The sequence below is a fragment of the Pseudomonas sp. P1.8 genome (assembly GCF_001269805.1).
GTDB lineage: Bacteria > Pseudomonadota > Gammaproteobacteria > Pseudomonadales > Pseudomonadaceae > Aquipseudomonas.
Window position 1 is genome coordinate 615,521 of the sequence record NZ_LHVM01000016.1, and the last position, 22,342, is coordinate 637,862.

General features: G+C 57.7%; 19 protein-coding genes, 1 tRNA gene and 4 pseudogenes. 9 read left to right on the plus strand and 15 right to left on the minus strand.

Translation table 11 applies throughout. From position 1 onward, the window contains the following. Positions 1 to 68 precede the first annotated feature (68 nt). A tRNA-Pro gene (locus tag AD668_RS19310) sits at positions 69 to 145 on the plus strand. A gap of 593 nt (positions 146 to 738) precedes the next feature. Here the strand turns inward: AD668_RS19310 and AD668_RS19315 are convergent. From AD668_RS19315 to AD668_RS19345, 6 genes are all read right to left on the minus strand, one after another. Then, positions 739 to 2,031 (minus strand): OprD family porin, encoded by a 1,293-nt coding sequence (locus AD668_RS19315; RefSeq protein WP_156322373.1) that lies wholly within the window; start codon positions 2,029 to 2,031, stop codon positions 739 to 741. Between the two features lie 205 nt (positions 2,032 to 2,236). Beyond that, complete coding sequence (locus tag AD668_RS19325; protein ID WP_053161302.1) at positions 2,237 to 3,553, minus strand: MFS transporter; 1,317 nt, start codon at positions 3,551 to 3,553, stop codon at positions 2,237 to 2,239. A 269-nt stretch (positions 3,554 to 3,822) separates the two neighbouring features. Further along, complete coding sequence (locus tag AD668_RS19330; protein WP_053161304.1) at positions 3,823 to 4,455, minus strand: N-carbamoylsarcosine amidohydrolase; 633 nt, start codon at positions 4,453 to 4,455, stop codon at positions 3,823 to 3,825. Between the two features lie 9 nt (positions 4,456 to 4,464). After that, a complete protein-coding gene (locus AD668_RS19335) occupies positions 4,465 to 5,220 on the minus strand; it encodes an Asp/Glu racemase (protein WP_053161305.1) in 756 nt (251 codons plus the stop codon). A 30-nt stretch (positions 5,221 to 5,250) separates the two neighbouring features. After that, on the minus strand, positions 5,251 to 6,069 hold the full coding sequence (locus AD668_RS19340; RefSeq protein WP_053161308.1) for an alpha/beta fold hydrolase: 819 nt from the start codon (positions 6,067 to 6,069) through the stop codon (positions 5,251 to 5,253). Beyond that, positions 6,066 to 7,214, minus strand: coding sequence for an FAD-dependent monooxygenase (locus AD668_RS19345; RefSeq protein ID WP_053161310.1), 1,149 nt, complete (start codon positions 7,212 to 7,214; stop codon positions 6,066 to 6,068). Before AD668_RS19345 ends, AD668_RS19340 begins: the two co-directional genes overlap by 4 nt. A gap of 345 nt (positions 7,215 to 7,559) precedes the next feature. Here AD668_RS19345 and AD668_RS19350 point away from each other — a divergent pair, with 345 nt between their 5' ends. The 4 genes from AD668_RS19350 (at position 7,560) to AD668_RS19365 (ending at position 13,513) form a co-directional block, all read left to right on the plus strand. Further along, on the plus strand, positions 7,560 to 8,612 hold the full coding sequence (locus tag AD668_RS19350) for a 2,5-dihydroxypyridine 5,6-dioxygenase (protein ID WP_046043574.1): 1,053 nt from the start codon (positions 7,560 to 7,562) through the stop codon (positions 8,610 to 8,612). A 106-nt stretch (positions 8,613 to 8,718) separates the two neighbouring features. Next, positions 8,719 to 9,183 carry a MarR family winged helix-turn-helix transcriptional regulator gene (locus AD668_RS19355; protein WP_053161311.1) on the plus strand — a complete coding sequence of 155 codons (465 nt, stop codon included), beginning with the start codon at positions 8,719 to 8,721 and terminating at the stop codon, positions 9,181 to 9,183. Positions 9,184 to 9,440: 257 nt separating this feature from the next. After that, the gene (locus tag AD668_RS19360) at positions 9,441 to 9,929 is read left to right on the plus strand and encodes a (2Fe-2S)-binding protein (RefSeq protein WP_046043577.1); all 489 of its coding nucleotides are present in this window, start codon (positions 9,441 to 9,443) and stop codon (positions 9,927 to 9,929) included. A gap of 14 nt (positions 9,930 to 9,943) precedes the next feature. Further along, positions 9,944 to 13,513: a molybdopterin cofactor-binding domain-containing protein gene (locus AD668_RS19365; RefSeq protein ID WP_053161386.1), complete on the plus strand. Its 3,570-nt coding sequence runs from the start codon at positions 9,944 to 9,946 to the stop codon at positions 13,511 to 13,513. An 8-nt stretch (positions 13,514 to 13,521) separates the two neighbouring features. Here the strand turns inward: AD668_RS19365 and AD668_RS19370 are convergent, their stop codons facing one another. Further along, entirely contained in the window at positions 13,522 to 14,205 is a 684-nt protein-coding gene (locus AD668_RS19370) for a TetR/AcrR family transcriptional regulator (protein ID WP_172681839.1), read from the minus strand. 282 nt (positions 14,206 to 14,487) lie between these two features. Between AD668_RS19370 and AD668_RS19375 the strand changes: the two genes are divergently transcribed. Then, the gene (locus AD668_RS19375; RefSeq protein ID WP_053161313.1) at positions 14,488 to 15,681 is read left to right on the plus strand and encodes an XdhC family protein; all 1,194 of its coding nucleotides are present in this window, start codon (positions 14,488 to 14,490) and stop codon (positions 15,679 to 15,681) included. On the opposite strand, the pseudogene AD668_RS29040 reads toward AD668_RS19375, so the two are convergent. The 3 genes and pseudogenes from AD668_RS29040 to AD668_RS19385 all read right to left on the minus strand — a co-directional run. Continuing rightward, a pseudogene (locus tag AD668_RS29040) lies at positions 15,569 to 16,158 on the minus strand (tyrosine-type recombinase/integrase); the annotation flags it as partial. The gene AD668_RS19375 and the pseudogene AD668_RS29040 overlap by 113 nt on opposite strands. A gap of 96 nt (positions 16,159 to 16,254) precedes the next feature. Next, complete coding sequence (locus AD668_RS19380) at positions 16,255 to 16,548, minus strand: hypothetical protein (RefSeq protein WP_053161315.1); 294 nt, start codon at positions 16,546 to 16,548, stop codon at positions 16,255 to 16,257. Positions 16,549 to 16,782: 234 nt separating this feature from the next. Continuing rightward, a pseudogene (locus AD668_RS19385) lies at positions 16,783 to 17,100 on the minus strand (hypothetical protein). A gap of 455 nt (positions 17,101 to 17,555) precedes the next feature. On the opposite strand from AD668_RS19385, the gene AD668_RS29045 reads away from it, so the two are divergent. Continuing rightward, complete coding sequence (locus AD668_RS29045; protein ID WP_082344525.1) at positions 17,556 to 17,774, plus strand: hypothetical protein; 219 nt, start codon at positions 17,556 to 17,558, stop codon at positions 17,772 to 17,774. A 247-nt stretch (positions 17,775 to 18,021) separates the two neighbouring features. Here AD668_RS29045 and AD668_RS19390 read toward each other — a convergent pair whose 3' ends face one another. Next, positions 18,022 to 18,444 carry a type II toxin-antitoxin system HicB family antitoxin gene (locus tag AD668_RS19390; RefSeq protein WP_053161318.1) on the minus strand — a complete coding sequence of 141 codons (423 nt, stop codon included), beginning with the start codon at positions 18,442 to 18,444 and terminating at the stop codon, positions 18,022 to 18,024. A 209-nt stretch (positions 18,445 to 18,653) separates the two neighbouring features. Between AD668_RS19390 and AD668_RS30055 the strand changes: the two are divergent. Both AD668_RS30055 and AD668_RS29565 read left to right on the plus strand, forming a co-directional pair. Next, positions 18,654 to 18,743 (plus strand): annotated as a pseudogene (locus AD668_RS30055) (NIPSNAP family protein); the annotation flags it as partial. Positions 18,744 to 19,142: 399 nt separating this feature from the next. After that, positions 19,143 to 19,322: a hypothetical protein gene (locus AD668_RS29565; protein ID WP_053161320.1), complete on the plus strand. Its 180-nt coding sequence runs from the start codon at positions 19,143 to 19,145 to the stop codon at positions 19,320 to 19,322. Between the two features lie 42 nt (positions 19,323 to 19,364). Here AD668_RS29565 and AD668_RS19400 read toward each other — a convergent pair whose 3' ends face one another. The 4 genes and pseudogenes from AD668_RS19400 to AD668_RS29780 all read right to left on the minus strand — a co-directional run. Then, a complete protein-coding gene (locus tag AD668_RS19400; RefSeq protein WP_156322374.1) occupies positions 19,365 to 20,522 on the minus strand; it encodes a hypothetical protein in 1,158 nt (385 codons plus the stop codon). 157 nt (positions 20,523 to 20,679) lie between these two features. Next, positions 20,680 to 20,883: a hypothetical protein gene (locus AD668_RS19405; protein ID WP_053161325.1), complete on the minus strand. Its 204-nt coding sequence runs from the start codon at positions 20,881 to 20,883 to the stop codon at positions 20,680 to 20,682. A 112-nt stretch (positions 20,884 to 20,995) separates the two neighbouring features. Continuing rightward, positions 20,996 to 21,145: pseudogene (locus AD668_RS30060) on the minus strand (propanediol utilization protein); the annotation flags it as partial. An 862-nt stretch (positions 21,146 to 22,007) separates the two neighbouring features. Further along, the coding region (locus AD668_RS29780; RefSeq protein ID WP_218187261.1) for a hypothetical protein at positions 22,008 to 22,342 on the minus strand (335 nt) is incomplete at its 5' end.

The window sequence follows — 22,342 nt, forward strand, 5'->3', positions numbered from 1 at the left end:
CCAGTTTTCAAAAGCTTGCGATATATTCTTGAGCGTCCTTCGAGATGAAGGACGGATTCACGCCTAGTCGGGGCGTAGCGCAGTCCGGTAGCGCACTAGCATGGGGTGCTAGGGGTCGAGTGTTCGAATCACTCCGTCCCGACCATATAATTCAAAGGGTTGCGAGATTTTATCTCGCGACCCTTTTTTATTTTTGGTCGTTTTTACCCCTGCCAAACGGATGGCTTTCGGTGGAATCCTCACCTCTTGGTAAGGCGATGGACGCAAGATTTCGGTGTACCAATGCCCTCCCCAGTGTTCGTGCCGACACCGATTTGATCCAGTTGCCGAAATGCCACTGATCCAGTCTGACTCCTCTCGAACCTTGGCCTACGCTGGTTTCGTACCAATTTCGAGGTGGGGCAGTCTTGCGTCGGCACGTGGGCGTGAACACACATTGGCGGGATGCTGAAATACCGCAAGACCACCATTCACCAAGCTTGTGAGCCAGCCCACTCTCCAGCGGTGAGCGGCCTGCAGGCGAAAATGGAAGCGTAGCGTGTGCCCGAAGCGTGCTACTGATTTATGTTGGGTCCTTGCGTAGTGGCGCCTCAACCGCCGGTTCACTACGGGGTGATCTTCCCGAGGGTGATGATGCTCGCTGAAGCTCTGCTTCGCCACGTCGGCTCCTGGGCACCATCGGTGATGGTGCCCAGGTTCTTGGCTTACTCTGCCTGAAAGTTCCGGCGGGTACGGCTATCAGAAAAGGCTGATGTTATAGCTGAGGATCAGCCGGTTCTCATCAATATCGCTACGGTAGTTGGAGCGCGCAGTAACGTTGCGGATGCGGATACCCACTCCACGCAGCACTCCACTCTGGACAGCGTAGCCAATATCCAGATCGCGCTCCCAGTCCTGACCTTCAAACCCCCGCCCAGTGGTGACGTTGTCTCCAGTCACATAGCGCAGAGTGGTGGTCAGACCGGGAATTCCGAGGGCGACGAAGTCGTAGTCGTGACGGACTTGCCAGGAGCGTTCGTCCGGTGCGGCGAACTCGTAAGTGGGCAGGGTGTTGCCCAGCGGGTTGGTGTTGGCGCCGATCTGGATGAAACCGTCGTCACCGCCGATCTGCTGGTAGCCCAGGTAGAAGGTATGGCCGCCGCGCTTCGCCGACAACAGGTTGAACAGTGCATGGTTATCGAGCTTGCCGGCGATGCTCCGGCCGTCGTCGCGGGCATCGAAGTAGCCGACACTTATGCCTAGCGTCCAGTCACCTACTGGCTCGGCGTGCTTGAAGCTGTAGTAACGCTGCTGGTAGATCTCTTCCAGTTGCGCCTGCCAGAGACCGACGCTGGTGCGATTGGAGTTGAAACTGTAGTCGGCACCCAGATAATTGAAGCGGTCGCTGGTGAAATTGGCGATACGCGCCGGGTTGATCGGGTCATTGATCAGTGCATACATCTCCTGGGTGTTACTCGAGTCGCGCAGGCTGGTGGAGTGCAGCTGGCCCGCGTTTAGGGTCAGTCCGGACAATTCGTTGGAAACCAGTGAAGCGCCCTGGTAGGTCGGCGGCAGCAGGCGCAGATCGCTGTAGACCAGTACCGGCAGGTTGGGCCGCAGCTCACCAACCTTCAGCTCAGTGCCGGAGACCTTGAGTTTCATCGCCGCACCGAGGCGGCCGTACTCATCAGCGGACCTGCCGTCGTCGTGTGTCGGCAGCAGTCCGGTCCTGGCCCGGCTCGGGCTACTGTCGAGCTTGACACCGTAGAGGCCGAGCACGTCCACACCGACACCGATACTGCCTTGGGTGTAGCCTGAACGGGCATCGAGGATGAAGCCCTGGGCCCATTCCTCGGCCCTGGATTGCTTGTTGGGGCCGACGATGTCCGAGAAATCGCGGCTGAAGTAGTAGTTGCGCAGTTGCAGGTTGGCCGTCGCGCCTTCGATGAAGCCGGCTTCTTCGGCCAGCAGTGGCGGGGCCAGGCCCAGCGTCAGGCAGCCGCCGAGGGTGCCGCTGATTGCATGGGCTTTGCGCAGTGCAGGAATGTGCATGCTGGTGATCTCTGGAATGAGGACAAAGCGCCTCCCGTCAGACGAGGTCGTGGCCTGTCCGCAGGAGGGGCTTGAACATGGGGTGGCTGTTGGCTCGCGGGCCTGGCTTGAGCTGCTCCGCGTCGGTGGGATCAGCCGCAAGGGGGGCTGTATGAGATCCTCTTGCGACTCACACCAGGACACGCAGTCGCCTGGCTGACGTGTCTCAACGATTGACCAGCTTGGCCGGCAGGGCGATCACCAGGAAGCTGCTGAGAATCAGGCAGCCGGCGAAGAACCACAGTGCGCCGGCGCTGCTGCCGGTGACGTCGATGGCCACGCCCATCAGCGAGTTGCTGACTAGCCCGGCGATGTTCGCCACCGAGCAGGCGAGGGCGAAGCCGGTGGCCGCCGCGGTGCCTTTGAGAAAGGTTGCCGGCAGGCTGAAGAACACCGGCACGGCGCCGATGATCGCCGCCGACGCAATAGCGAACAGCGCCACGGTCGCCACCACGTTGTCGACAAAGAAGGGCGCACTGGCCATGGCTGCCGCGCCCACCAGAAAGGGCACGATGATGTGCCAGCGGCGTTCGCGGTGTTTGTCGGAGCTGGCGCCGATCAACAGCATGCCCAGCAACGCGGCGACGCTGGGCAACGCGGTGAGCACGCCGATGTGAAAGGTATCGACGACGCCGGCGTTGCGGATGAAGGTCGGCATCCAGAATCCCATGGCATAGGCGCTGAGCAGGATCGAGAAGTCGATGCCACCGAGCATCCACACCTTCAGGTTGAAGAAACCGTCGCGAAAGCTGTGCTTGCTGCCGGTGGAGTCGGCGTCGTCCGCGCGCAGTTCCTGTTCCAGCAGGTTTTTCTCGTCATCGTTGAGCCATTTGGCCTGGCGGTAGTTGTTCGGCAAGGCCCAGAAGGTCAGCACACCGAGCAACACGCTGGGTATCGCTTCGAGGAGGAACAGCCATTGCCAGCCGCGCAGGCCGCCAGCGTTATCGAAATGCCCCATGATCCAGCCGGACAGCGGGCCGCCGAGCACGCTGGACAACGGCAGGCCGATCATGAACAAGGCGATGATGCGGCCGCGGCGATAGCTCGGGAACCAGGTGGTCAGGTAATACAGCACCCCCGGCAGAAAGCCCGCTTCGGCGGCGCCGAGCAGGAAGCGCAGGATGTAGAACTGCGTGGTGGAAGTGACGAGCATGGTGCAGGCCGAGAGCAGCCCCCAGGTGATCATGATGCGGGCGATCCAGATCTTTGCCCCGACTTTTTCCAGGACCAGATTGCTCGGAACCTCGAAAATGATATAGCCGACGAAAAACAGACCGGCGCCCAGGCCGAAAGCCGTTTCGCTGAACTGCAGATGCTCGAGCATTTGCAGTTTGGCGAAGCCGACGTTGATCCGGTCCAGATATGAAGCCAGATAGCAGAAGCAGAGGAAGGGAATAAGCTTCCAGGTGATCTTGCGGTAAAGCGCCTGGACGGGGTCTGCGACGGTGGTCGCAGTAGGTGTACTTACATTTGCAGAGGGCATCGGGGTGTCTCCTGGCGGTGACTTTGTGATTGTTGTTTAGCCGCGGATCAATGCTTTGGTAGCACCGGTTGGCGGCTTCCAAAGGCAGTGTCAGAAGACTGGGCAGGGGTTGATGTCGACCCTTGCTCAGTATTTGGCGACCAGTGCTCTACGGCCTGGTTCGGCGGCAGATATCCATTTCTGCCGGTATTCGGTAAAGCGTGAATCTGTGGAGGTTGCAGGCTTGCCCGGGAGGGCGCTGTGCCAGCCCGGAAAAACCAATGGCCCTCTCATTTTCTGAACTGCGACATGGCCTCCTGTTTACTCACCACATCGCCATACTTGCTATCAATGTCGAACAGGTTGGCTTCGTGTGGTGCGGGGTGCCGATCGCCGACGCATTCGCGAACAACGATGGTCCGGAAACCATGCTGCACGGCATCTACCGCCGTCGCGCGAATACAGCCACTGGTTGAGCAGCCCGCCAGTACCACGGTGTCGATACCTTTGGCGTGCAGCATCGACGCCAGGCTGGTGCCAAAAAACGAGCTGGCGTATTGCTTGCTGATGACCACTTCGTCCGGGTTGGGCTGCACCGGCTCGCAGAAGGCTGCCAGTGGGTTGCCCTCGATCATGTCTTTCATCACGGGGGCTTTTTTGACCCATATACCGCCGTCGGCAAAGTGCCCTGGGTGGTAGCGAATGTTGGTATGCACGACCAGGATTTCATGTTGGCGGGCGCAGGCCAGCAGTTCGACGCTCTCGGCGACAGCGCGGACCACGCCTGGCGCGTATAGCGGTGCGCCTTCTTGGGTATAGCCCTGCATGAAATCGATCATCAGCAGCGCAGGCTTGTTGCCAAAGCCGATGCGCTGGCCCCACACGCCCTGATAGTTGGCGTCGGCACTTTGTTCTTGGTTCATGACACGATCCTATTTATAAGCGCCAGACAGCAGCGCGCCCGCACCCGGAACGATGGGCTCCAGGTTCAGTGCCTTGAGCATGGCGTAGGTGGTGGCGATGGCGGCGGTGAGTACCGGTTTACCGGTTTCGGCCTCGACTTGTGAGACCACTCCCAGCGATTGCATCTGCACGCAGGCCGACAGAACGATCACATCCACGCCTTCAAGGTTCATGTCGCGCACAATGGCGGGCAGGTTGGCCGGGTCGTGGCGGGCGACGGCCAGGTTGTCGGGAATTTCCAGGGCGCGCCAATCCACTACCTCGAAACCTTCTTCGCGAATGTAATCCACTACCAGCTCGGTCAGCGGCTTCATGTACGGCGCGACAATGGCAATGCGTTTGGCGCCCATGACTTTCAAGCCTTCGATCAAGGCGCCGGCGCTGGTGATGACCGGCGCATTGGCGTCGTTGTCGGCGGTAGCCTTGCGCAGCCGCTGCTCGGACTGGCGATGATAGCCCAGGCCCATGGCCATGATCGCCACCAGGCAGGCATAGCCCAGCACGTCGACCTTGGCGTCAGACAGCTCGACCGCGCAGCGATCGGATTCGCCATCCATTGCCGCCAGCTCTTCCTTGCGCACCTGCTTCATGCGCATGCGGCTGGAATGAAAGGTGAAACGTTCGGGGCGGATCAATTGGCGTGCTGCCAGCATCGCCGGGATCTCGGTTTCCATGGTGGTGTTGGAACTTGGCACAATCTGGCCGATACGATAAGGCTTGATCACAAGCTGTCTCCTTTGCAACGTGCGTTGAATTCAGGTCAGGGGCTGACCGAGGAAATCGCCGAAAGCCGCGAAAAAACCCTCGAGGTCATCCCACGGAATCATGTGTCCCGCGTTTTCAACGCGAGCAATCTGGATGCCGGGTTGTAGATCGCGAATTTCTGCTTCGTCCCCGGCCTGAATCACGCCGCCGCGACCGGCAACGATCAGCAGGGCAGGTACAGGCAGGTGCGGCAGATCCTGATGAAAGTCCACGTCATGAAAATCGTTGAAGGCGCGGACGATGGCAGGTGTGTAGCAGGTGTGCAGCCACTCGGCGCGTACTTGCAGTTGTTCCTCGGTCCAGGTCGGGCAGAAGGCGCGCATGGCGTCGGCGTCCATCCCGCTCAGTGATTGGCGGATCGAGTCCACGTACCACGACAGCTTGCTCGGGTACTCGCGCCGGCCTGGACCGGAGACGGGGGGATCGATCAGTACCAGGCTTTGTAGGCCCGCTGGATTGCGCACTGCGCTGCGCACGGCAAAGCGCGCGCCCATGGAGTGGCCCACCAGGTGATAGGCATTTATGCCCATGGCCTTGGCGAATGCGCCGATGTCATCGGCGCAGGCGTCGGTGCCGTAATCCAGTTCCGGTCCGGTGGAGGACAGGCCGCGGCCGCGAGCGTCCAGTACGTAGGTATCGAAATGCTGACCCAGGCGCTCGGCGACAAACCCCCAGGTGATCGCCGGGCTGGTGATACCGGGAATCAGCAACACTATCGGTTTGCCGGTGCTGCCCTGACCGCCATATCGCAGGTAGTGCTGACGGATACCATTGGCTTGAACGTTGCCGCCCTGAATGAAGGTGCTCATGCGGCCACTTCCGATTTCAGTGGGTGGTCGTAGAGGTCATAGCCGTAGACCCAGGCCGGATCTTCCTGTGTGCGCAGCCAGGTGTTGGCATTAGACACCGCCTGTACTCGCGAGGCGCGGTCTTTGCGGTTGGCTTCGTACAGCTTGAACGCGGTGCGGTAATCGCTGAGGCCGGTTTCCTGCAGGCAGCGGGTCAGCATCGCGGCATCTTCGATGGCCATGCCCGCGCCTTGCGCCATGTGCGGTTTCATCGGGTGGCAGGCATCACCCAGCAACACCATCCGGCCACGGCTCCAGAGCGGCAGCGGATTGCGATTGAGCAGCGGCCATTTGGTCACGCTTTCACTGGATTCGATCAGCGCTTGAACGGTGGGGTGATAGCCCTGGAATGCCTCGTACATTTCCTCGCGGCTGCTATCGATAAAGCTGCCCTGGAAGTCCCAGGCCGGGTGCGGAACGCCGGTGACGTAATAGTACTCATCGCGTTTGCCGGTGGTGTGGTAGACCATCATGTGACGGTCTTCGCTCCACCACTTCACACAGTTTTCAAAGTCCATGTTGTACTTGGCCAGTACCTCGCTGCGAATCAAGGCGCGGTGGGCAACCCAGCCGCTGTACAGCGGTCTTTCCGCTCCGAGCAGCTCTTCGCGAATTTTCGAGTTGATACCATCGGCGCCGATGACGATATCGACCTCTGTGGTGCTGCCGTCGCCGAAGTGCAGGCGTACCAGCTCATCGGTTTCCTCGATGCTGGTCAGGCGCTTGTTGAAGTGCACGGTGCCTGGCGCAATGGTCGACATTTGCAGTGCATGCAAATCCCCGCGGTGCACGGTGATGTAAGCCGCGCCGTATTCCTTGCGAGCGAACTCACCCAGGGGGATGCGGGACAGATAGTCACCGCTGGCGCCGTCGCGGCTGAACCAGAAATCAGGGTGCGAGCCCATGTCGCTCAACTTCTGCTCAATGCCCATGCGGCGGAAGATTTTCATGATGTTGGGGCCCATGTGGATGCCCGCACCAATACGGGAAAACTCTGGCGCCTGTTCATAAACATCGACCTCGAACCCGGCTTTCTGTAACAGCGTGGCAGCAGCAGCGCCACCTAGGCCGGCGCCGACGATTGCGATTTTTTGTTTGTTTCGCATGGGGCTTTTCCTTCGACTTGAATATTTGGCTGGTGAGATCGGGTTGTCGTCTCGCCGCGAATTGGAGTGTATACGCTATTGTTTTTCAAATGGAAGAGGCCGTTTGAAAAATAAAAAATCAACGATAAACGGTGAGCGTAACGCTTAGTAACCAATAAATAGTGGGCGTGTGTCGCTTTGTAACGTTTTGCTCCTTCTCTTTAGACGTCCGCCAATTTGCTGTTTTATCGCAATTGAATAGCGTATACACTTCAAATTCGTGCAGATGCCAAGCTCGCCGCCTTACTTTGGTGCACAGGGTGCGAGGCGTCGAACGAACTCAACAGGTTAAGAGGAGGACAAGAAATGCCGGTAAGCGATTGCGAACTGACCCAGATGTTTGAACATGTGTTGAAACTGTCGAAAGTGGACTCCACTCAAAGTGTCGCGGTGCTGAAAAGCCACTACTCCGACTCGCGTACTGTGCGGGCGGCCATGGACGCCGCCCAGCGTCTTGGGGCCAAGGTCTATGCGGTCGAGTTGCCGTCATTCAATCACCCGATGGCCATGGGCAACGACATGACCGCTTACTGCGGCGACACCGCGCTGACCGGCAATATCGCCGCGCAACGGGCGCTGGAAGCGGCGGACCTCGTGGTCGACACCATGATGTTGCTGCACTCGCCGGAGCAGGAACAGATCCTCAAGACCGGGACGCGCATACTGCTGGCGGTCGAACCACCGGAAGTGCTGGCGCGGATGCTGCCTACGTTGGCGGACAAAGAGCGGGTGATGGCGGCCGAGAAGCTGCTCAAGCAGGCGCGCTCGATCCACGTGAAGTCCAGGGCCGGCAGTGATTTCAAGGCGTTGCTCGGGCAATACCCTGCGGTCACCGAGTACGGTTTTGCCGATGAGCCTGGGCGTTGGGATCACTGGCCCAGCGGTTTTCTATTCTCCTGGCCAAACGAGGAAACCGCCGAGGGCGTACTGGTGATCGACGTCGGCGATATCCTGTTGCCGTTCAAGAATTACTCGCGAGAGAAGATCACCCTGGAAATCGAAAAGGGCTTCATTACCTCGATCCATGGTGGCTTCGAGGCCGAATACCTGCGCGACTACATGAAGTACTTCAACGACCCCGAGGTGTACGGCATCTCCCATATCGGTTGGGGTTTGCAGCCGCGTGCGCAGTGGACCGCCATGGGCTTGCATGACAAAAACGACGGCATGTGCATGGATGCCCGGGCGTTCTACGGCAACTTCCTGTTCTCCACCGGGCCCAATACCGAGGTGGGCGGTACCCGAAAAACCCCGTGCCACTTGGACATCCCGCTACGCCATTGCGATATCTACCTTGATGATCAGGCGGTGGTCCTGGGCGGTGATGTGGTAGCGCCGCAGGCATCAATCGCGCGGTGATATAGAAAAGAGCGGGGCGGGACAGTGACCTATCACGATTGAGTTACCTTGATCCCCCTCGCAGGTTAATGTAAACGCCACTTACTTTTTTTTGATAGAGCCCGCCGTGCCGGATACGACAGACAACACCCCGCAGACAACCGCTCCCTATGCCTTTTCCGAGCAGGTCGGTCATTTGCTGCGCAAGGCTTACCAGCGCAACATGGCGATCTTCCAGCAGAACGTCGACGATTCGCAGCTGACCGCTGTGCAGTTCATCACGCTGTGCGCCGTGCGTGATGCCGGACCTAGCTCATTAACCGAGCTGGTCAAGGCCACTGCGGTGGACCAGGCGACCATTCGAGGCATCGTCGAGCGGCTCAAGGCGCGCGACCTGATCACCCTGGAACCAGACCCCCAAGATCGGCGCAAAGTCATCGTTGGCCTGTCCGAAAGTGGCCAGCAATTAGTGCGTGATACCGTGCCTCATGCTGCCCGTGTCAGTGAACTGACCATGGGTAACCTCAACCCGGCCGAGCGTGTCGCGATGCTGTATCTGCTGCGCAAAATGATCGATGACGCCGACGATTGACGAGTAAGAAACCGCCCCTGGCATTCTTCTTGCGTCTGATTCATGAAGTGGATACTTCATGAAAAAAATGTAGTCAGGGGTAACGTGAGGAGTCGGGTAGCCATCCCCCTCATCAAGCTATAGAACCCGCATGGCACTGCGCAGGATCTGCGCAGCCTGCGCATGCGGTACCGGTCACGCCTTGTTCATGTAGTGATTACTTAATAAAAAGCCGCGCCTCATCAAGAGAGCGAGCGGTAACACCTGGAGAGTGCGACATGAGTGAGCAAGCACTGGCGCCGGAAAAGACCGTGACGCTTCACGTCAATGGCCAGACCACTACGGTCTGTGCCATGGCCGACACGCCGCTGTTGCTGGTGCTGCGCAATGATTTACAGCTCAATGGCCCGAAATACGGTTGTGGCCTGGGCGAGTGCGGCGCCTGCACGGTGATCATCGATGGTGTTGCGGCGCGGGCTTGCGTGTTCCCGTTGTCCGGTGCCGAGGGGCGGGAAATCACCACCCTCGAAGGCATTGGCAGCCGAGAGCATCCGCACCCGGTGCAGCAGGCCTTTATAGATGAGCAGGCGGCGCAGTGTGGCTACTGCATGAACGGCATGATCATGACCGCCAAGGCCTTGCTCGATCGCAACCCGCACCCCAGCGAGGCACAGATTCGCAACGAACTGTCGGCCAATCTCTGCCGCTGCGGCACCCATATCGAAATTCTTCGTGCGGTACTGCGTGCCGCCCGTCAAAAGCCTTGAACGGATTGATGACCATGACTCATGCAACGCTCACCCGTGATCAGCTGTTGGCCAAGTCCGGCGTTTTGTTGGTCGTCGATCAGATACAGCCACCGTCCGGCCCCGTCGCCAAAGGTGGTGTACCCGTCATCAAACCCAAGGAGCTAGCGTTGTTCCTAGCGGTCAATGACGATGGCAAGGTCTATGCGTTCAACGGCCACGTGGACCTGGGCACCGGGATCCGTACTGCGCTGGCTCAAATTGTCGCCGAAGAGCTGGATCTGGCGCTGGACCAAGTCAGTATGGTCCTTGGTCATACCGACAGTGCGCCGAACCAGGGCGCAACCATCGCCAGTGCGACGATCCAGATTTCGGCCATCCCCTTGCGTAACGCCGCGGCTGAAGCCCGACGATTTTTGCTGGTTCGGGCGGCCCGGCGTTTTGCCGTTGCGGCTGACACCTTACGGATAAACAGCGGGGTAATCAGCAGCGAAGACGGTCGCCAGCTCACGTTTGCCGAACTGGTGGAGGGCGAGCGTGACCATTTGACGATTTCCGGCGATGCGCCGCTCAAGCGTCTGGAAGATTATAGGCTGGTGGGCAAGGGCGCAGCGCGGGTGGACATTCCCGGTAAAGCCACTGGCGAGCTGACCTACGTGCATGACATGCGGCTGCCGGACATGCTGCATGGCCGGGTGATTCGCCCACCTTACGCCGGGCTCGACAGCGGTGATTTCGTCGGCAACAGCCTGCTGGAGGTGGACGAGTCCTCCATCGCGCACATTCCCGGCATCGTCCGGGTGGTGGTGATTCGCGATTTCGTCGGCGTGGTCGCCCTGCGTGAAGAGCAGGCTGCGAAGGCCGCCCAGGCGCTGAAAGTCACTTGGAAAGCCTGGAACCACAAACTGCCGAACATGGATGACGTCGCTCAGGCCATTCGCGACAACCCCCGGATACAGCGCGTCGTGCTGGACAAGGGCAATGTAGACCAGGCACTGGAGCAGGCCAGCGAACGCATGACTCGCACCTATCTGTGGCCGTATCAGATGCACGGCTCCATTGGCCCTTCATGCGCACTGGCGGATTATCGCGAGGATGGCATTCGCGTCTGGTCGGGCACACAAAATCCGCACTTGCTGCGCGCTGACCTGGCATGGTTGCTGGAGTATCCGGAAGAGCGGATCGAGATCATCCGCATGGAAGCGGCAGGTTGTTACGGGCGTAATTGCGCCGACGACGTCTGCGCCGATGCGGTTTTACTGTCCCGCGCTGTCGGCGTGCCGGTACGGGTGCAACTGACCCGCGAGCAAGAGCACGTATGGGAGCCCAAAGGTACGGCGCAACTGATGGAGGTCGATGGAGGCATCAATCTCGATGGCGGGGTGGCCGGTTACGATTTTCAGACCAGCTACCCGTCCAATGGTGCACCGACCCTGGCACTGCTGCTGACGGGGCGTGTCGAACCGGTGGCGGCGATGTTCGAAATGGGCGACCGCACCTCGATCCCACCCTACGACTTTGAACACATGCGCGTGAGCGTAAACGACATGGCGCCCATTGTTCGGGCTTCGTGGATGCGGGGCGTGTCGGCGCTGCCCAATACCTTCGCCCATGAGTCGTATATCGATGAATTGGCCTTTGCCGCGGGTGTCGACCCCATCGAGTACCGTTTGCGTTATCTGAATGATGAGCGCGCCTCGGATCTGGTCAAAGCCACTGCTGCCCGCGCCGAATGGACACCGCGTACGCAGCCGATGCAAATCCCGGAACAAGACAACATCCTTCGTGGCCGGGGTTTTGCCTATGCCCGTTACATTCACAGCAAATTTCCAGGCTTCGGCGCGGCGTGGGCGGCGTGGGTCGCGGACGTGGCGGTGGACAAGCGCAGCGGCGAAGTGTCAGTCACCCGCGTAGTAATCGGTCATGACGCCGGGATGATGATCAATCCGGCCGGTGTTCAGCATCAGATTCACGGCAATGTGATTCAGTCCACCAGCCGCGTGCTCAAGGAGCGTGTGACCTTCGAAGAGTCCACCGTTGCCAGCAAGGAGTGGGGCGGTTACCCGATCCTGACATTCCCGCAGGTGCCGCAAATCGATGTGCTAATGATGCCGCGCCAGAACGAAGCACCCATGGGGGCGGGTGAGTCGGCGGCAGTGCCAAGCGCGGCAGCGATAGCCAATGCGATCTACGACGCCACCGGGATTCGCTTTCGTGAACTACCGATCACCGCTGAGCGTGTGCTGGCAGCGCTCAAAGGATCGGCGGACGAAGCGAATGCCAATCCCCCTGATTCGCCAAAGGCCAAGCGCTCGAAATGGTTGTTCGGCTCATTGTTCGCAGCGTTCGGCGCGATACTTGGCGTTGCTGCCACGGCTTTGCCCTGGCGTGCGGAAATCGCACCGATCACGCCACCCAGCGCGGGCACCTGGTCTGCGGCGACGCTGGAGCGAGGGCGTTTGCTGGCAGCCGTCGGCGATTGCGCGGTGTGTCACACTGCGTCAGGCGGTGCGACCAATGCGGGCGGGTTGGCAATGCAGACGCCTTTCGGAACGCTATATAGCAGCAACATCACACCTGACCCGAAAACCGGGATTGGCAGTTGGTCCTATTCCGCGTTCGAACGGGCCATGCGCGATGGCATCAGTCGCGATGGCAAGAATCTGTATCCGGCATTTCCTTACACTGCCTTCAGGAATATCAACGACGCCGATATGCAGGCGCTGTACGCGTACTTGATGTCACAGGCCCCGGTGAGCCAGCCCGCCAAGGTCAACGACATGCAGTTCCCATTCAACATGCGGCCGCTGATGGCGGGTTGGAACGCTTTATTCCTGCGCAAGGGCGAAATCCAGGTGCAGCCGCAACGCAGCGAGCAGTGGAATCGCGGCGCCTACCTGGTCAATGGGTTGGGTCACTGCGCGGCCTGTCATTCGCCGCGCAACCTTATGGGCGCGGAGAAGGGCGGTAAAAATTTCCTGGCGGGCGGCATGGTCGATGGCTGGGAAGCACCTGCGCTCAATGGCTTATCCAAATCGCCCACGCCGTGGACCGAAGACCAACTGTTCACCTACCTGAGCAGTGGTTATTCCGATGCCCACGGTGTCGCGGCGGGCCCTATGGGGCCGGTGGTTAGCGAATTGGCGAAACTGCCCAAAGCAGACATACGGGCGATGGCGGTTTACCTCGCGTCGCTCGATGGCACGGTGCAAGCACAGACCCGCTCAAGCACGGAAACTGTAGCGCAACCCAGCGTCACAGAGGTGTCGTTGAACAATGGTCGGCGGGTGTTTGAAGGTTCCTGCCAAGGCTGTCACGCCGATGGTCTTGGGCCGAAACTGTTTGGTGTCAGTCCCTCGTTGGCGACTAATACCAGCCTTCACAGTACGTTGCCAGACAACCTGCTGAAGGTCATTTTGCAAGGCATCTCCAACCCGGCGACGCCGGATCTTGGTTATATGCCAGGCTTCAAGGACAGCCTGTCCAACAGGCAGATCGCCGAACTGACGGCATACCTGCGCAATCGCTTCGCCTCAGCTGAACCTGCGTGGCAAGGGCTGGAGCAGAAGGTCGCGCACTTGCGGGCCAATCCCGGAACTCATTGATCAGAGAGTCACTGAGACGCAGGCAGTGTCAGCACACCGCGCACCACCAGATCGCTGATGAACGCCAGCCAGTCCTGCTGCTGGCCTTGATCCGCCAGGTTTAGACCAAGAAATGAGGTGAGGGTGTACCGGTTGGAGTTATAGAAGTAGCAGAGCGAGGCGATCATCAGGTAAACGTGATTGATGTCGATGTCCTGGCGAAACACCCCCTGTCGCTGACCCGCTTCGATGATCGGTGTGATCACGCCCAGCGTGGTGCCGGACAAGCGACGAAGCTCACTGGACTGCCTGGCGTGCGTGCCCTCGTGCAGGTTTTCGATATTGAGGATAGCGACGAATTCCGGATGCTTTACGTAGTAATGCCAGACGAACGCCACCCGTTCACGCAGGGCCTGCACGGGGTTCGAAAGGTCCAGGCGCAGCATGCTTTCGGCATGGTTGAATGCTTCATAAGTGTGTTCAAGCACCCGTACAAAGAGGTTTTCCTTGCTGCCGAAATAGTAATAGATCATCCGGTCATTGGACTCGGCTTCACTGGAAATCTGTTCGATCCGCCCGCCCGCATAACCATCACGGGTGAAGACCTTGACCGCGGCCTGGAGAATACGAGCCTTGGTCTGGTCGGCCTGCTGGGCTCTGATACCTGTTTTTTTGTTCACGCTGTTGCCCTTGACGATTATGCGTAGCGACATTTATGGCTAGGAAATGACATGACATTTCGTGGTAGCGCGCCACCGATCTCTGAACCGGGCACTCCGGCCAAAGGGTTTCTATGGGCGCCCCGGGTTTCTCGTACACCGCATGCATTAGATCGATGCCGCATTGTTCTTCGAGGAATGCAAGGGAATGAATAGTACTCCCGTTCAATGCGTTCGGCGGGTTGTTGGCAACGCTGTCTTTCCCCGCAAACGAGGGGCCGATCACTTGAAGACGATGGCGCAGCAATCAACTGAATTTGACCCGGGAGAGTGACCATGTCTGATTTGTACGCCTTGCTCGATGCATTGGATCAAGCCAACAGCACAAAGATCGATGCTGTACTCGCCACGGTCGTCAAGGTCGAGGGCTCGGCCTATCGGCGTCCTGGTGCGAGGATGCTGATTCCACTGTTTGGCCAGACAGTCGGAACCATCAGTGGCGGTTGCCTGGAGCAGGAGTTGGCCAGGAAGGCCTGGTGGTTGACCGAGTCCGGCGGGACAGTGGTTCGTCGTTACAGCACGGCGGCCCAGGAAGAGGAGGACGCCGAAGATGAAGACGCGGCGCTGACATTTGGCCTGGGCTGCAACGGTACCGCGCATGTACTCCTGGAACGCCATGATGCCGGCAAGCGGAGTCTGTTGCTCGATGTGCTTCAGCGGGTGAGGGCCACCGGTCAACCGGCAGCCCTGGCGACCGTCATTGCCGCGGGCCGAACAGCCCGTGTGCGAGTCGGTGCTCGAATGGGACTGAACGCCTTTATGAACGCGTGTGAGGGCATCCGCTGCCAAGCGCTTCAACACGCCCTGCAGGGTGATTTGCGCAGTACCCTTGCGCGCAAAAAGTCTCAGTTGATGATTTACGGAAGCGGTGTAGATGAGGTCGAGGTCTTTCTCGAATACATCGCGCCACAGCGTCGACTGATGATCTTTGGCGCGGGTCATGACGCCCAGCCTTTGGTGCGGTTCGCCAGGGATTTGAACTGGCATGTCACGGTGGTGGACGGGCGTGCGCACTTTGCTCGCCCGGAACGGTTCCCTGGAGCAAGCCACGTCATTGTTGCGCCTATCGACGAGCCTTTTAACTTATCCAGTTCTGTCGACGGTGCCGCAGTGGTGATCATGACCCACAGCTATCGACAGGATCGGTATTGGCTTAAAAACGTTTTGCAATGTACTCCCGCCTATGTCGGGCAGTTGGGCCCTCGAGAGCGAACAGAACGACTGCTCGATGAGATGGGCGCCTTGGCCCGTTTGCCAGAAAGCCTGCCCAGGCTTCACTATCCGATCGGCCTGGATCTGGGGGGCGATACCCCGGCGAGCGTGGCCTTGGCCATTGTTGGCGAGATCACGGCCTACCTCAATGAACGCAGTGGCGGGATGTTGAAATACCGCAATTGCACCATTCACCAAGCTTGTGAGCCAACCCGCTCTCCAGCGGTGGGCGGCCTGCAGGCGAAAATGGAAGCGTAGCGGCTACAGGGTAGAGCTCAGCGCCCGAGTAGTGACTGGTGATTCTGCGGTTCTTGTGGCCCAGAAGTGCCTTGCGGTCTTCCTCGGTTACGCCTGCTGCGCGTAGCCGACGGCCAAACGTGTGTTTTAGGTTATGAATCCTGATGGAGGCATAACCTGGGTGAGCAGGGCGAAGGTTTTCCTCCTGTCGGAGTTTCGCCGGTCTCACCCGCGCCTTCTTCCAAGCCGAGTCATTCATCCGGTGCATCGCGGTGTCTTTGTAAGGGAAAACCCATTCCTTACTCAGGCCGCGTTGCTTGTCGATGATCGACTTCGCCATGTTGTTTAGCACGACCAGTCGCTCATCACCGTTTTCACTCCAGACCGTTCGTGTCTCCCGCCGAAATCAGCCGGTATCAGAAAAGCACTGGTCCCGAGCTCCGGTACCGCAATTTCCCAATCCCATTTCAGCTTGCAGACTTCCTGCTCCCGGGTGCCGGCTGGTAGGTGAGGCGACGTCACGTAGCGTAGGCGAACGGAATACGGACGTTGTCGCGGCGGCACAGGGTCTGGGCTATTCGTATTTTGGAGTGTTCATGCTGTCACTGCACCGCGGCCAAAGCATTGCGCCACTTCCTTCGTGAGGGGGGCCCATTCAAAATTGGCGTCCGAGGTATGGCCGTTGGCATACAAGCGGACGGGGCCCCAATCTCCGTTGCCGTAGAGGCAAGTCAGGCAACCGCGCTTCATGTAGGCCTCTCGAATAACGGGGATTTTACCCTTCTCAGTCAGTACAACAAAATCAGTACCAAACAACACTGCGCGTAGCTTCCATGCGCTGTACAGGCGCTTTTTTTCAGCGCCGACACATTCCTGGGTGGTGCTCATATCCTATGTATCCATTATCCCGCTCATCATGATTGGGTGCCGCACAAGAGCAACTCATTGCTAATGATTAGCGCAAGTCCTTGCTAAACACGATCTCGCTAATGCCTCTTTGGCCCTGGCGCGAGCGTTGCAACGCCGTTCGCTGGCGGTTGCTACGCTCGACTGTAGTGTGCATTCTCCAAATGCGCCATACAGATCGTGTCCCAAAGGTTGAGGGAGGGGATGCCTCTGCCATTATTCGTCGTGACAGATGCGCAGGGCTTCGCGATTGTAGGCGAGCTGAAGTTTGCGCGACACGTTTTCGGAAATTTCGTATTCGTGACGCGGCGGGGCGGCCAGCAGCGGGGCGGACTATTGAGGCCCTAATGCATGAAGATGACGAATCATCAGCGTGATGGCCTCGCCCTGTTCCTCGATGCCGCTCCAGGCCATCAGTTCAGGCAGGGCCTGCCGAGTGTCGGCCATGCAGTGCAGCCTGATTTCTTCCTGGCCGCGAGTCTTTCGCCTCGCCGCAGTCTTTTCCGATCGGGCTTTACCGTCGAGAGCCGTCATAATTCCTAATCCTCGCAAATGGCCTTGGCCCACTCCAGCGGTGAGCGGCAGCGGATAACCTTGTTGATGATTGGCCGGCATTGAGGTCGAACCTTGTCGCGGCAGTTGAAGGCAGCGCGGATGGCGTCGTCAGTGCCGTGGATTCTGTACCGGTGGCGCTCATCGAGTCGCAAGAGCCTGGATGATCAGGTGAACGAGGCGCTGACAGCGGCTCAAGAGGTCATGGATGCGGAGGGTTTGATTGAAAGTTGCGCGGCGTAGCGAATAGCCATTGTAATGAGTGAGAGAATATTTACCCATCCTGTCGATCTTGCGCGTTAGGGATTGGCACAAAGAAACCCGGCCACTGCGTCGGGTTTTTTATTGCCCGTTCATCTGCTCAGTCGCACGCGCCACTCCTGCCAGCTTCAAACTATTACGGCCCAGAAAAGCTGGACCTCTTTGATGAGGTGGGTATGTCTACTGATTCGAGTTTCCAAGACCAAACGCAAGGTTCTGTTCCTACTAACCCGGAACCGGGTACCGATGAGCCGACTCTAGATCCTGACGATCCGAACAAATACGATCCGTTGAAAAATCCAAGCGACGATCGCCCAGAAGATTGGAAGGATGTCGGCGAGAGGACTACTCCAGAGGCGGATGAAGAAACACCGCTCTCAGACGATATGCGATAGGAGAGAGGCGCGACCATGGCGTTTGACAAGTACGGCCTTGCCACCTATACCTATGTGAACCACGACTTGTTGCCGCAGGGGGGGGGCGTCTGGTAGCCATGCGGAACTGAGTAGCAAGAACAACCAACGCCAACTGCCCGCGCATGCGGGACCAATTTCAAAGCCTCGCCATCGTGCGGGGCTTTTTCGTTTCTGATCCCCTCGCTACTCTGTGCTGCACTTGGCCGCCACCTGACGGCCTTTTTATTCAGGCTGCCTCGACAGACACCGCCAGGCGTTTGCCCAGAGCAGCCAATGCGCTTTCCACCTGCTCGATCTTGGAGCTGTGTTGGAAATCCAGGAGTCGATCCACCTTGGTCTGCGCTGCAATGAGCAGGCGGCATAGATCGGCTTTGCGCATGCCCTTATCGCGCATGGCATTCCATAGGGCGATCTTGGCATTGACCAGGGCAGACAGATGAATGACGTGCTGCCCCTGTTTCGGTGGTGAGGCCTTGGGGATGTGCCGCAGCTGATCGACATAGGTCCAAAGCGCCACTTCCAGTCCTTCGGTGGCGTTATGCAGCAGCTGTTCGAGCGTGTCGCCCGCGCTGTGTGCTTCTGGGATGTCGTCGCACGATGACCAGAAAGAGAATGCGTCCTCGGTCACGTTGATTGCATAGTCGTACATCGCATTACCGCTTGTGGAGCTGATGACGCTGAGTTCAAAGGGTGGAGCATCAATCCTTGAGGCCCAGTTGTTTGATGATTGCCTACCTGGTCCCTTCGACCATTTCCTTGGTCCCGTGGTTGGGAAGGGTTGTCTGCTTGCCTTGGTAGTAGATTTTGAAGTGACTTCCTTTTGCCGTCTTCGAAATCTGAACCCCTTGGGCTAACTGAATCGCCTTGGCACTCTTCAGCTTTCCTGACCTTGCCGCGTACGAGGCCTACCGTGAAATATCCATGTACGACCCGGACTGTCTTGCGGCCTGACGATATGCGTCATCCGCGGAAGCCATGGCTGACTTTTTCAACAGAGTCGGTTGGTTGCAGTCACTCCGACTCCATCATCACCGCGAGTGTCATCTTGATGAATTGTTTGTGGTCGCATCCATTTCGCCGATTGCCGTTGGGCACGGAGGGGAGTGCATGCGGGTGGAGTCGGGGAGGGGGTTGACGCAAATTCAGCGGCGGTTCTGGCATGTGGGTTTGATGTGTCCCACCGGTGAATCATTGGCCCGACTCACGGTCATATCGCCGACCTTTGCTTTTAGGACGTTCAAATGAAGCGTGCAGTAATAATGTTCATGGCCATTTCAGGCTCTCTGCTGCTGGCTGGTTGTGGGCCTCACTGGGACGACGGAGAAAGGTACGGTCGTGATCGGGGTTATGATCATGGTCGCGGATATGACCGAGGGTATGACGATGACCGAGGGCGCTACCGCAGATATGATCGTCGCGACGATGATCAAGGGTATGAACGCAATCACGATCACGATCGCGATCGTCACGATAGAGACGACTAACCCGCTCTGGTCCCGCTACGTCCTCACCAAGGCTAGTCTGTGAAATCCCCACGCCCGCTACTGGCGACGGCGTGGGATTGCAGTATCAGCGGTTTCGTTGGCAAGGTGCAGTGAGGTTGCCATTTGCGCTGCTTACCTTTGCTCCAATAGCCCTGAATGGCAGCTTGCAAACAATCCACTTCATTTCCCTGTCGCCGCCTTCGGCGATATTGGTCTCACCAGCAGAAAGCTCAAAACTACCGAATATTCTCGCTGCGCAATTGTCCCGCCCATTTTTGTCGACGCTGCAACGTAAGACGCTGACGCTAAAGGCGCAAGTATTTCGAAATTGCTTATATGCTCGCAACGTGTCATGAGGGCCATATTGGACACATTGATTGTAAGTGCTGTCATAGACATACGGGGTACTGGTGGTCGTTTGTACTTGGTTGTACTGGCCACTGTTTGTGTCGGCACTGGCAACGTTATATTGGCTGGGCATTGCTTTTTGAATGGCCACCGCACTACTGCGGCTAGCCGTATCCACGGTCGCGTGGCTATTGGAGTTGCTAAGCTTCTTGTTACTCGAATTTACGACAGCGCCTGCAATAATTTGCATGGCCTGGCCCATAGTGATGTCATCATCCCCGCCACCATTATTATATTCCTCATCTTCGTCCCACTTGTCAGGTCGCGGCTTGTATTGAGCCACATTGCTCTGGACTGGAGCAGGAGCAGGAACGGGGGCATAAATTTTTTGACGGCGAGCACCTTCAAAACAGTCCGTGCAAAGTTGCATATTGGCATTCATCCATTGGCCAAAGGCTGCTACATACTGACCCCGATGATTGGCCAGGCACTCGGCGACCTTAGCCTCTTTGTCTAAATAAGCTTTTTCAGGGTCACCTTTTGGCGTTTTGAGCGCCAGTTTTTTACTGTTTGCCGCATTGGCTTTGAAATTAATGGATGGGTAGATCGGCACTTGGATATCGCCAGACTCATCCTGCAACGTACCGGTTAAATAATAGTTCGTATTCCAAGTGCCTTTCTGCACGGCGTCAAAGCCATCCACAGCTTCCACTCGAGGCATTCCTGACGCGGAGCAAGGCCCTCCCGTCGAGGTAACCTTGACATGATCGTTATCGTTGACAGCTACGAAGTCGAAACCATCGGCAGTGCCTTCGGCAGAGCGATAACTATTACCTGCCGATGCGTAGCCGGTAAGGCCGCAGATCAAAAATGTTGCGACTATTGTGGTTTTCATTGGCTTGGACAGTATGAGTGTAAGGAAGGAGCATAGAGATTGAGCCTGTTATCGCCAGATTCAAAGCGACTGCTGGCTTGGCTTGTCGATTGCCCCACAATCCTCCTCACCTTCACCTCATCCGTATAATCCGCTAGCCGTCAGCAGAGTTTTCCACTCAATGGAGAATCCTGCGACTCTCTCCAATCCTGATCCGGTCCAGCGCCCGGTTTAAAGAATCCAAAGCATCAAGTAGCGCTTTCGCCTCGTTCTCTCGACCATCTCCCCAAAGGCGTTCAGCCATTTTGTTCAAGGCTTGGATAGATCTTTCGATGTCTGCTGCGGTGACCGCAGCGTTACTTTCCGGTTGTTTCTTCGGCATTCGATAATCCTAATGCTGGGTATTGCGTTGTCTTGACGCGAATACATTGCTCACCAGAGCAAGGCCGCTGGATTTTTCCGTCTCGCCAGATTATCGAGCTTAAAGCGAGAGCTCAGACCAGATGAGCATTCCAAACCAGAAGCACCCGCGCCTGGATGAAAGTCTCATCGGCTCTGATGGTCTCGGAAGGGTGCCTAATATTGTCAGAAATCATTTTTAGCCGCTCTTCTCCCATCCACTGAAGACGCTTGATGCAGAGGTGCCCCTCGCAATAAAGCATGTAACTAGCGCTGCAAGCTGGCTGCAGAAATTGGGTTCCAGGTTTTTTTCTGAGAGCTGATGTGGTTTCGATATGGGGGAGGTTCTGCGTGGGAATCTCTTGGGCGCCCGGCGCACTGGCGTCCCCATTGCCTAAATGCTGCCGTCACTTTGAGTTGAACTTAATGCATTGAGCAAGGGCTGCAGGCAGGTGGCTTGGACTCGCAGGGGCGCACTGCGTGGCTAGGCAGTGAGCGTACAAAGGCTTTACCCCTAACGGGAGCCAGTCGCCATTCGGTGAAGGCAATCACAGTTTCCAAGGCAAGAAACCCAAAAAGGCGCAAATTACGCTGGATGGAGGAGGGGGGCGCTCGCTAAATCGAGCAATTCTAGTCCCGCAAAAGCAGGGTATCTCGATAGGAACTACGTAGAACTCATTGCCCCTTCGCCCCACTTGCAGATGAAGTCCGAGCTGCCTGCGGACTCAGTCGGCAAAGTGCTCGCTGCTTTGCGCGGTCAACACCAGGATCGGGATCTGGCAGCCTTGCTGGTGCAGGCGGTGGAACACCTCCCGGTCCGTGGGGTGCTGTCACCCAGATCGGCGAAGATCTGCTAACCGTCGGCGTGTAGCACCTGGCGTACAACATGACGAATCGGCGGCTGTTCGTATGCGATCAAAGCTTTGCTCATCCGGGGCAAGCTTGGCTTGAGCTCCGGATCGTTTCGAGATAACTGCCCTTGTTCTTTTTTCTGAGGTGGGCGGATTGCGCCTCTATATATAGGCAGTGATCAAAAGCACGTTTTACCCTTTCTGCAAGTTATTGATAGAAAAGCAAAATCAGTGCTTGACGGCAGATTTCAGATGTCTATAATTCGCCCCACTTCCGGCGCAGTCGAAACGGAAAACTCCTTGGAAAACAAAGAGTTACGCAGTTTTCGGCAGCAGGTTGCTTCAGGTCATCGAAGCCAGAAAGAAGTTGAAAAAGAGGTGTTGACAGCAGCGTGTAACGCTGTAGAATTCGCCTCCCGCTGACGAGAGATCTGAAGCGCAAGTGGTTGAAGTTGTTAAGGAAATCCTTGAAAACTTCTGAAAAATACCACTTGACAGCAAATGAGGCTGCTGTAGAATGCGCGCCTCGGTTGAGACGAAAGATCTTAACCAACCGCTCTTTAACAACTGAATCAAGCAATTCGTGTGGGT

Coding starts and splice junctions, on each gene's coding strand:
- AD668_RS19315 (WP_156322373.1), bottom strand. CDS start 2,031: ATGCACATTCCTGCACTGCGCAAAGCCCATGCAATCAGCGGCACCCTC.
- AD668_RS19325 (WP_053161302.1), bottom strand. CDS start 3,553: ATGCCCTCTGCAAATGTAAGTACACCTACTGCGACCACCGTCGCAGAC.
- AD668_RS19330 (WP_053161304.1), bottom strand. CDS start 4,455: ATGAACCAAGAACAAAGTGCCGACGCCAACTATCAGGGCGTGTGGGGC.
- AD668_RS19340 (WP_053161308.1), bottom strand. CDS start 6,069: ATGAGCACCTTCATTCAGGGCGGCAACGTTCAAGCCAATGGTATCCGT.
- AD668_RS19345 (WP_053161310.1), bottom strand. CDS start 7,214: ATGCGAAACAAACAAAAAATCGCAATCGTCGGCGCCGGCCTAGGTGGC.
- AD668_RS19350 (WP_046043574.1), top strand. CDS start 7,560: ATGCCGGTAAGCGATTGCGAACTGACCCAGATGTTTGAACATGTGTTG.
- AD668_RS19360 (WP_046043577.1), top strand. CDS start 9,441: ATGAGTGAGCAAGCACTGGCGCCGGAAAAGACCGTGACGCTTCACGTC.
- AD668_RS19365 (WP_053161386.1), top strand. CDS start 9,944: ATGACTCATGCAACGCTCACCCGTGATCAGCTGTTGGCCAAGTCCGGC.
- AD668_RS19370 (WP_172681839.1), bottom strand. CDS start 14,205: ATGTCGCTACGCATAATCGTCAAGGGCAACAGCGTGAACAAAAAAACA.
- AD668_RS19375 (WP_053161313.1), top strand. CDS start 14,488: ATGTCTGATTTGTACGCCTTGCTCGATGCATTGGATCAAGCCAACAGC.
- AD668_RS19380 (WP_053161315.1), bottom strand. CDS start 16,548: ATGAGCACCACCCAGGAATGTGTCGGCGCTGAAAAAAAGCGCCTGTAC.
- AD668_RS29045 (WP_082344525.1), top strand. CDS start 17,556: ATGTCTACTGATTCGAGTTTCCAAGACCAAACGCAAGGTTCTGTTCCT.
- AD668_RS19390 (WP_053161318.1), bottom strand. CDS start 18,444: ATGTACGACTATGCAATCAACGTGACCGAGGACGCATTCTCTTTCTGG.
- AD668_RS29565 (WP_053161320.1), top strand. CDS start 19,143: ATGATCATGGTCGCGGATATGACCGAGGGTATGACGATGACCGAGGGC.
- AD668_RS19400 (WP_156322374.1), bottom strand. CDS start 20,522: ATGAAAACCACAATAGTCGCAACATTTTTGATCTGCGGCCTTACCGGC.
- AD668_RS19405 (WP_053161325.1), bottom strand. CDS start 20,883: ATGCCGAAGAAACAACCGGAAAGTAACGCTGCGGTCACCGCAGCAGAC.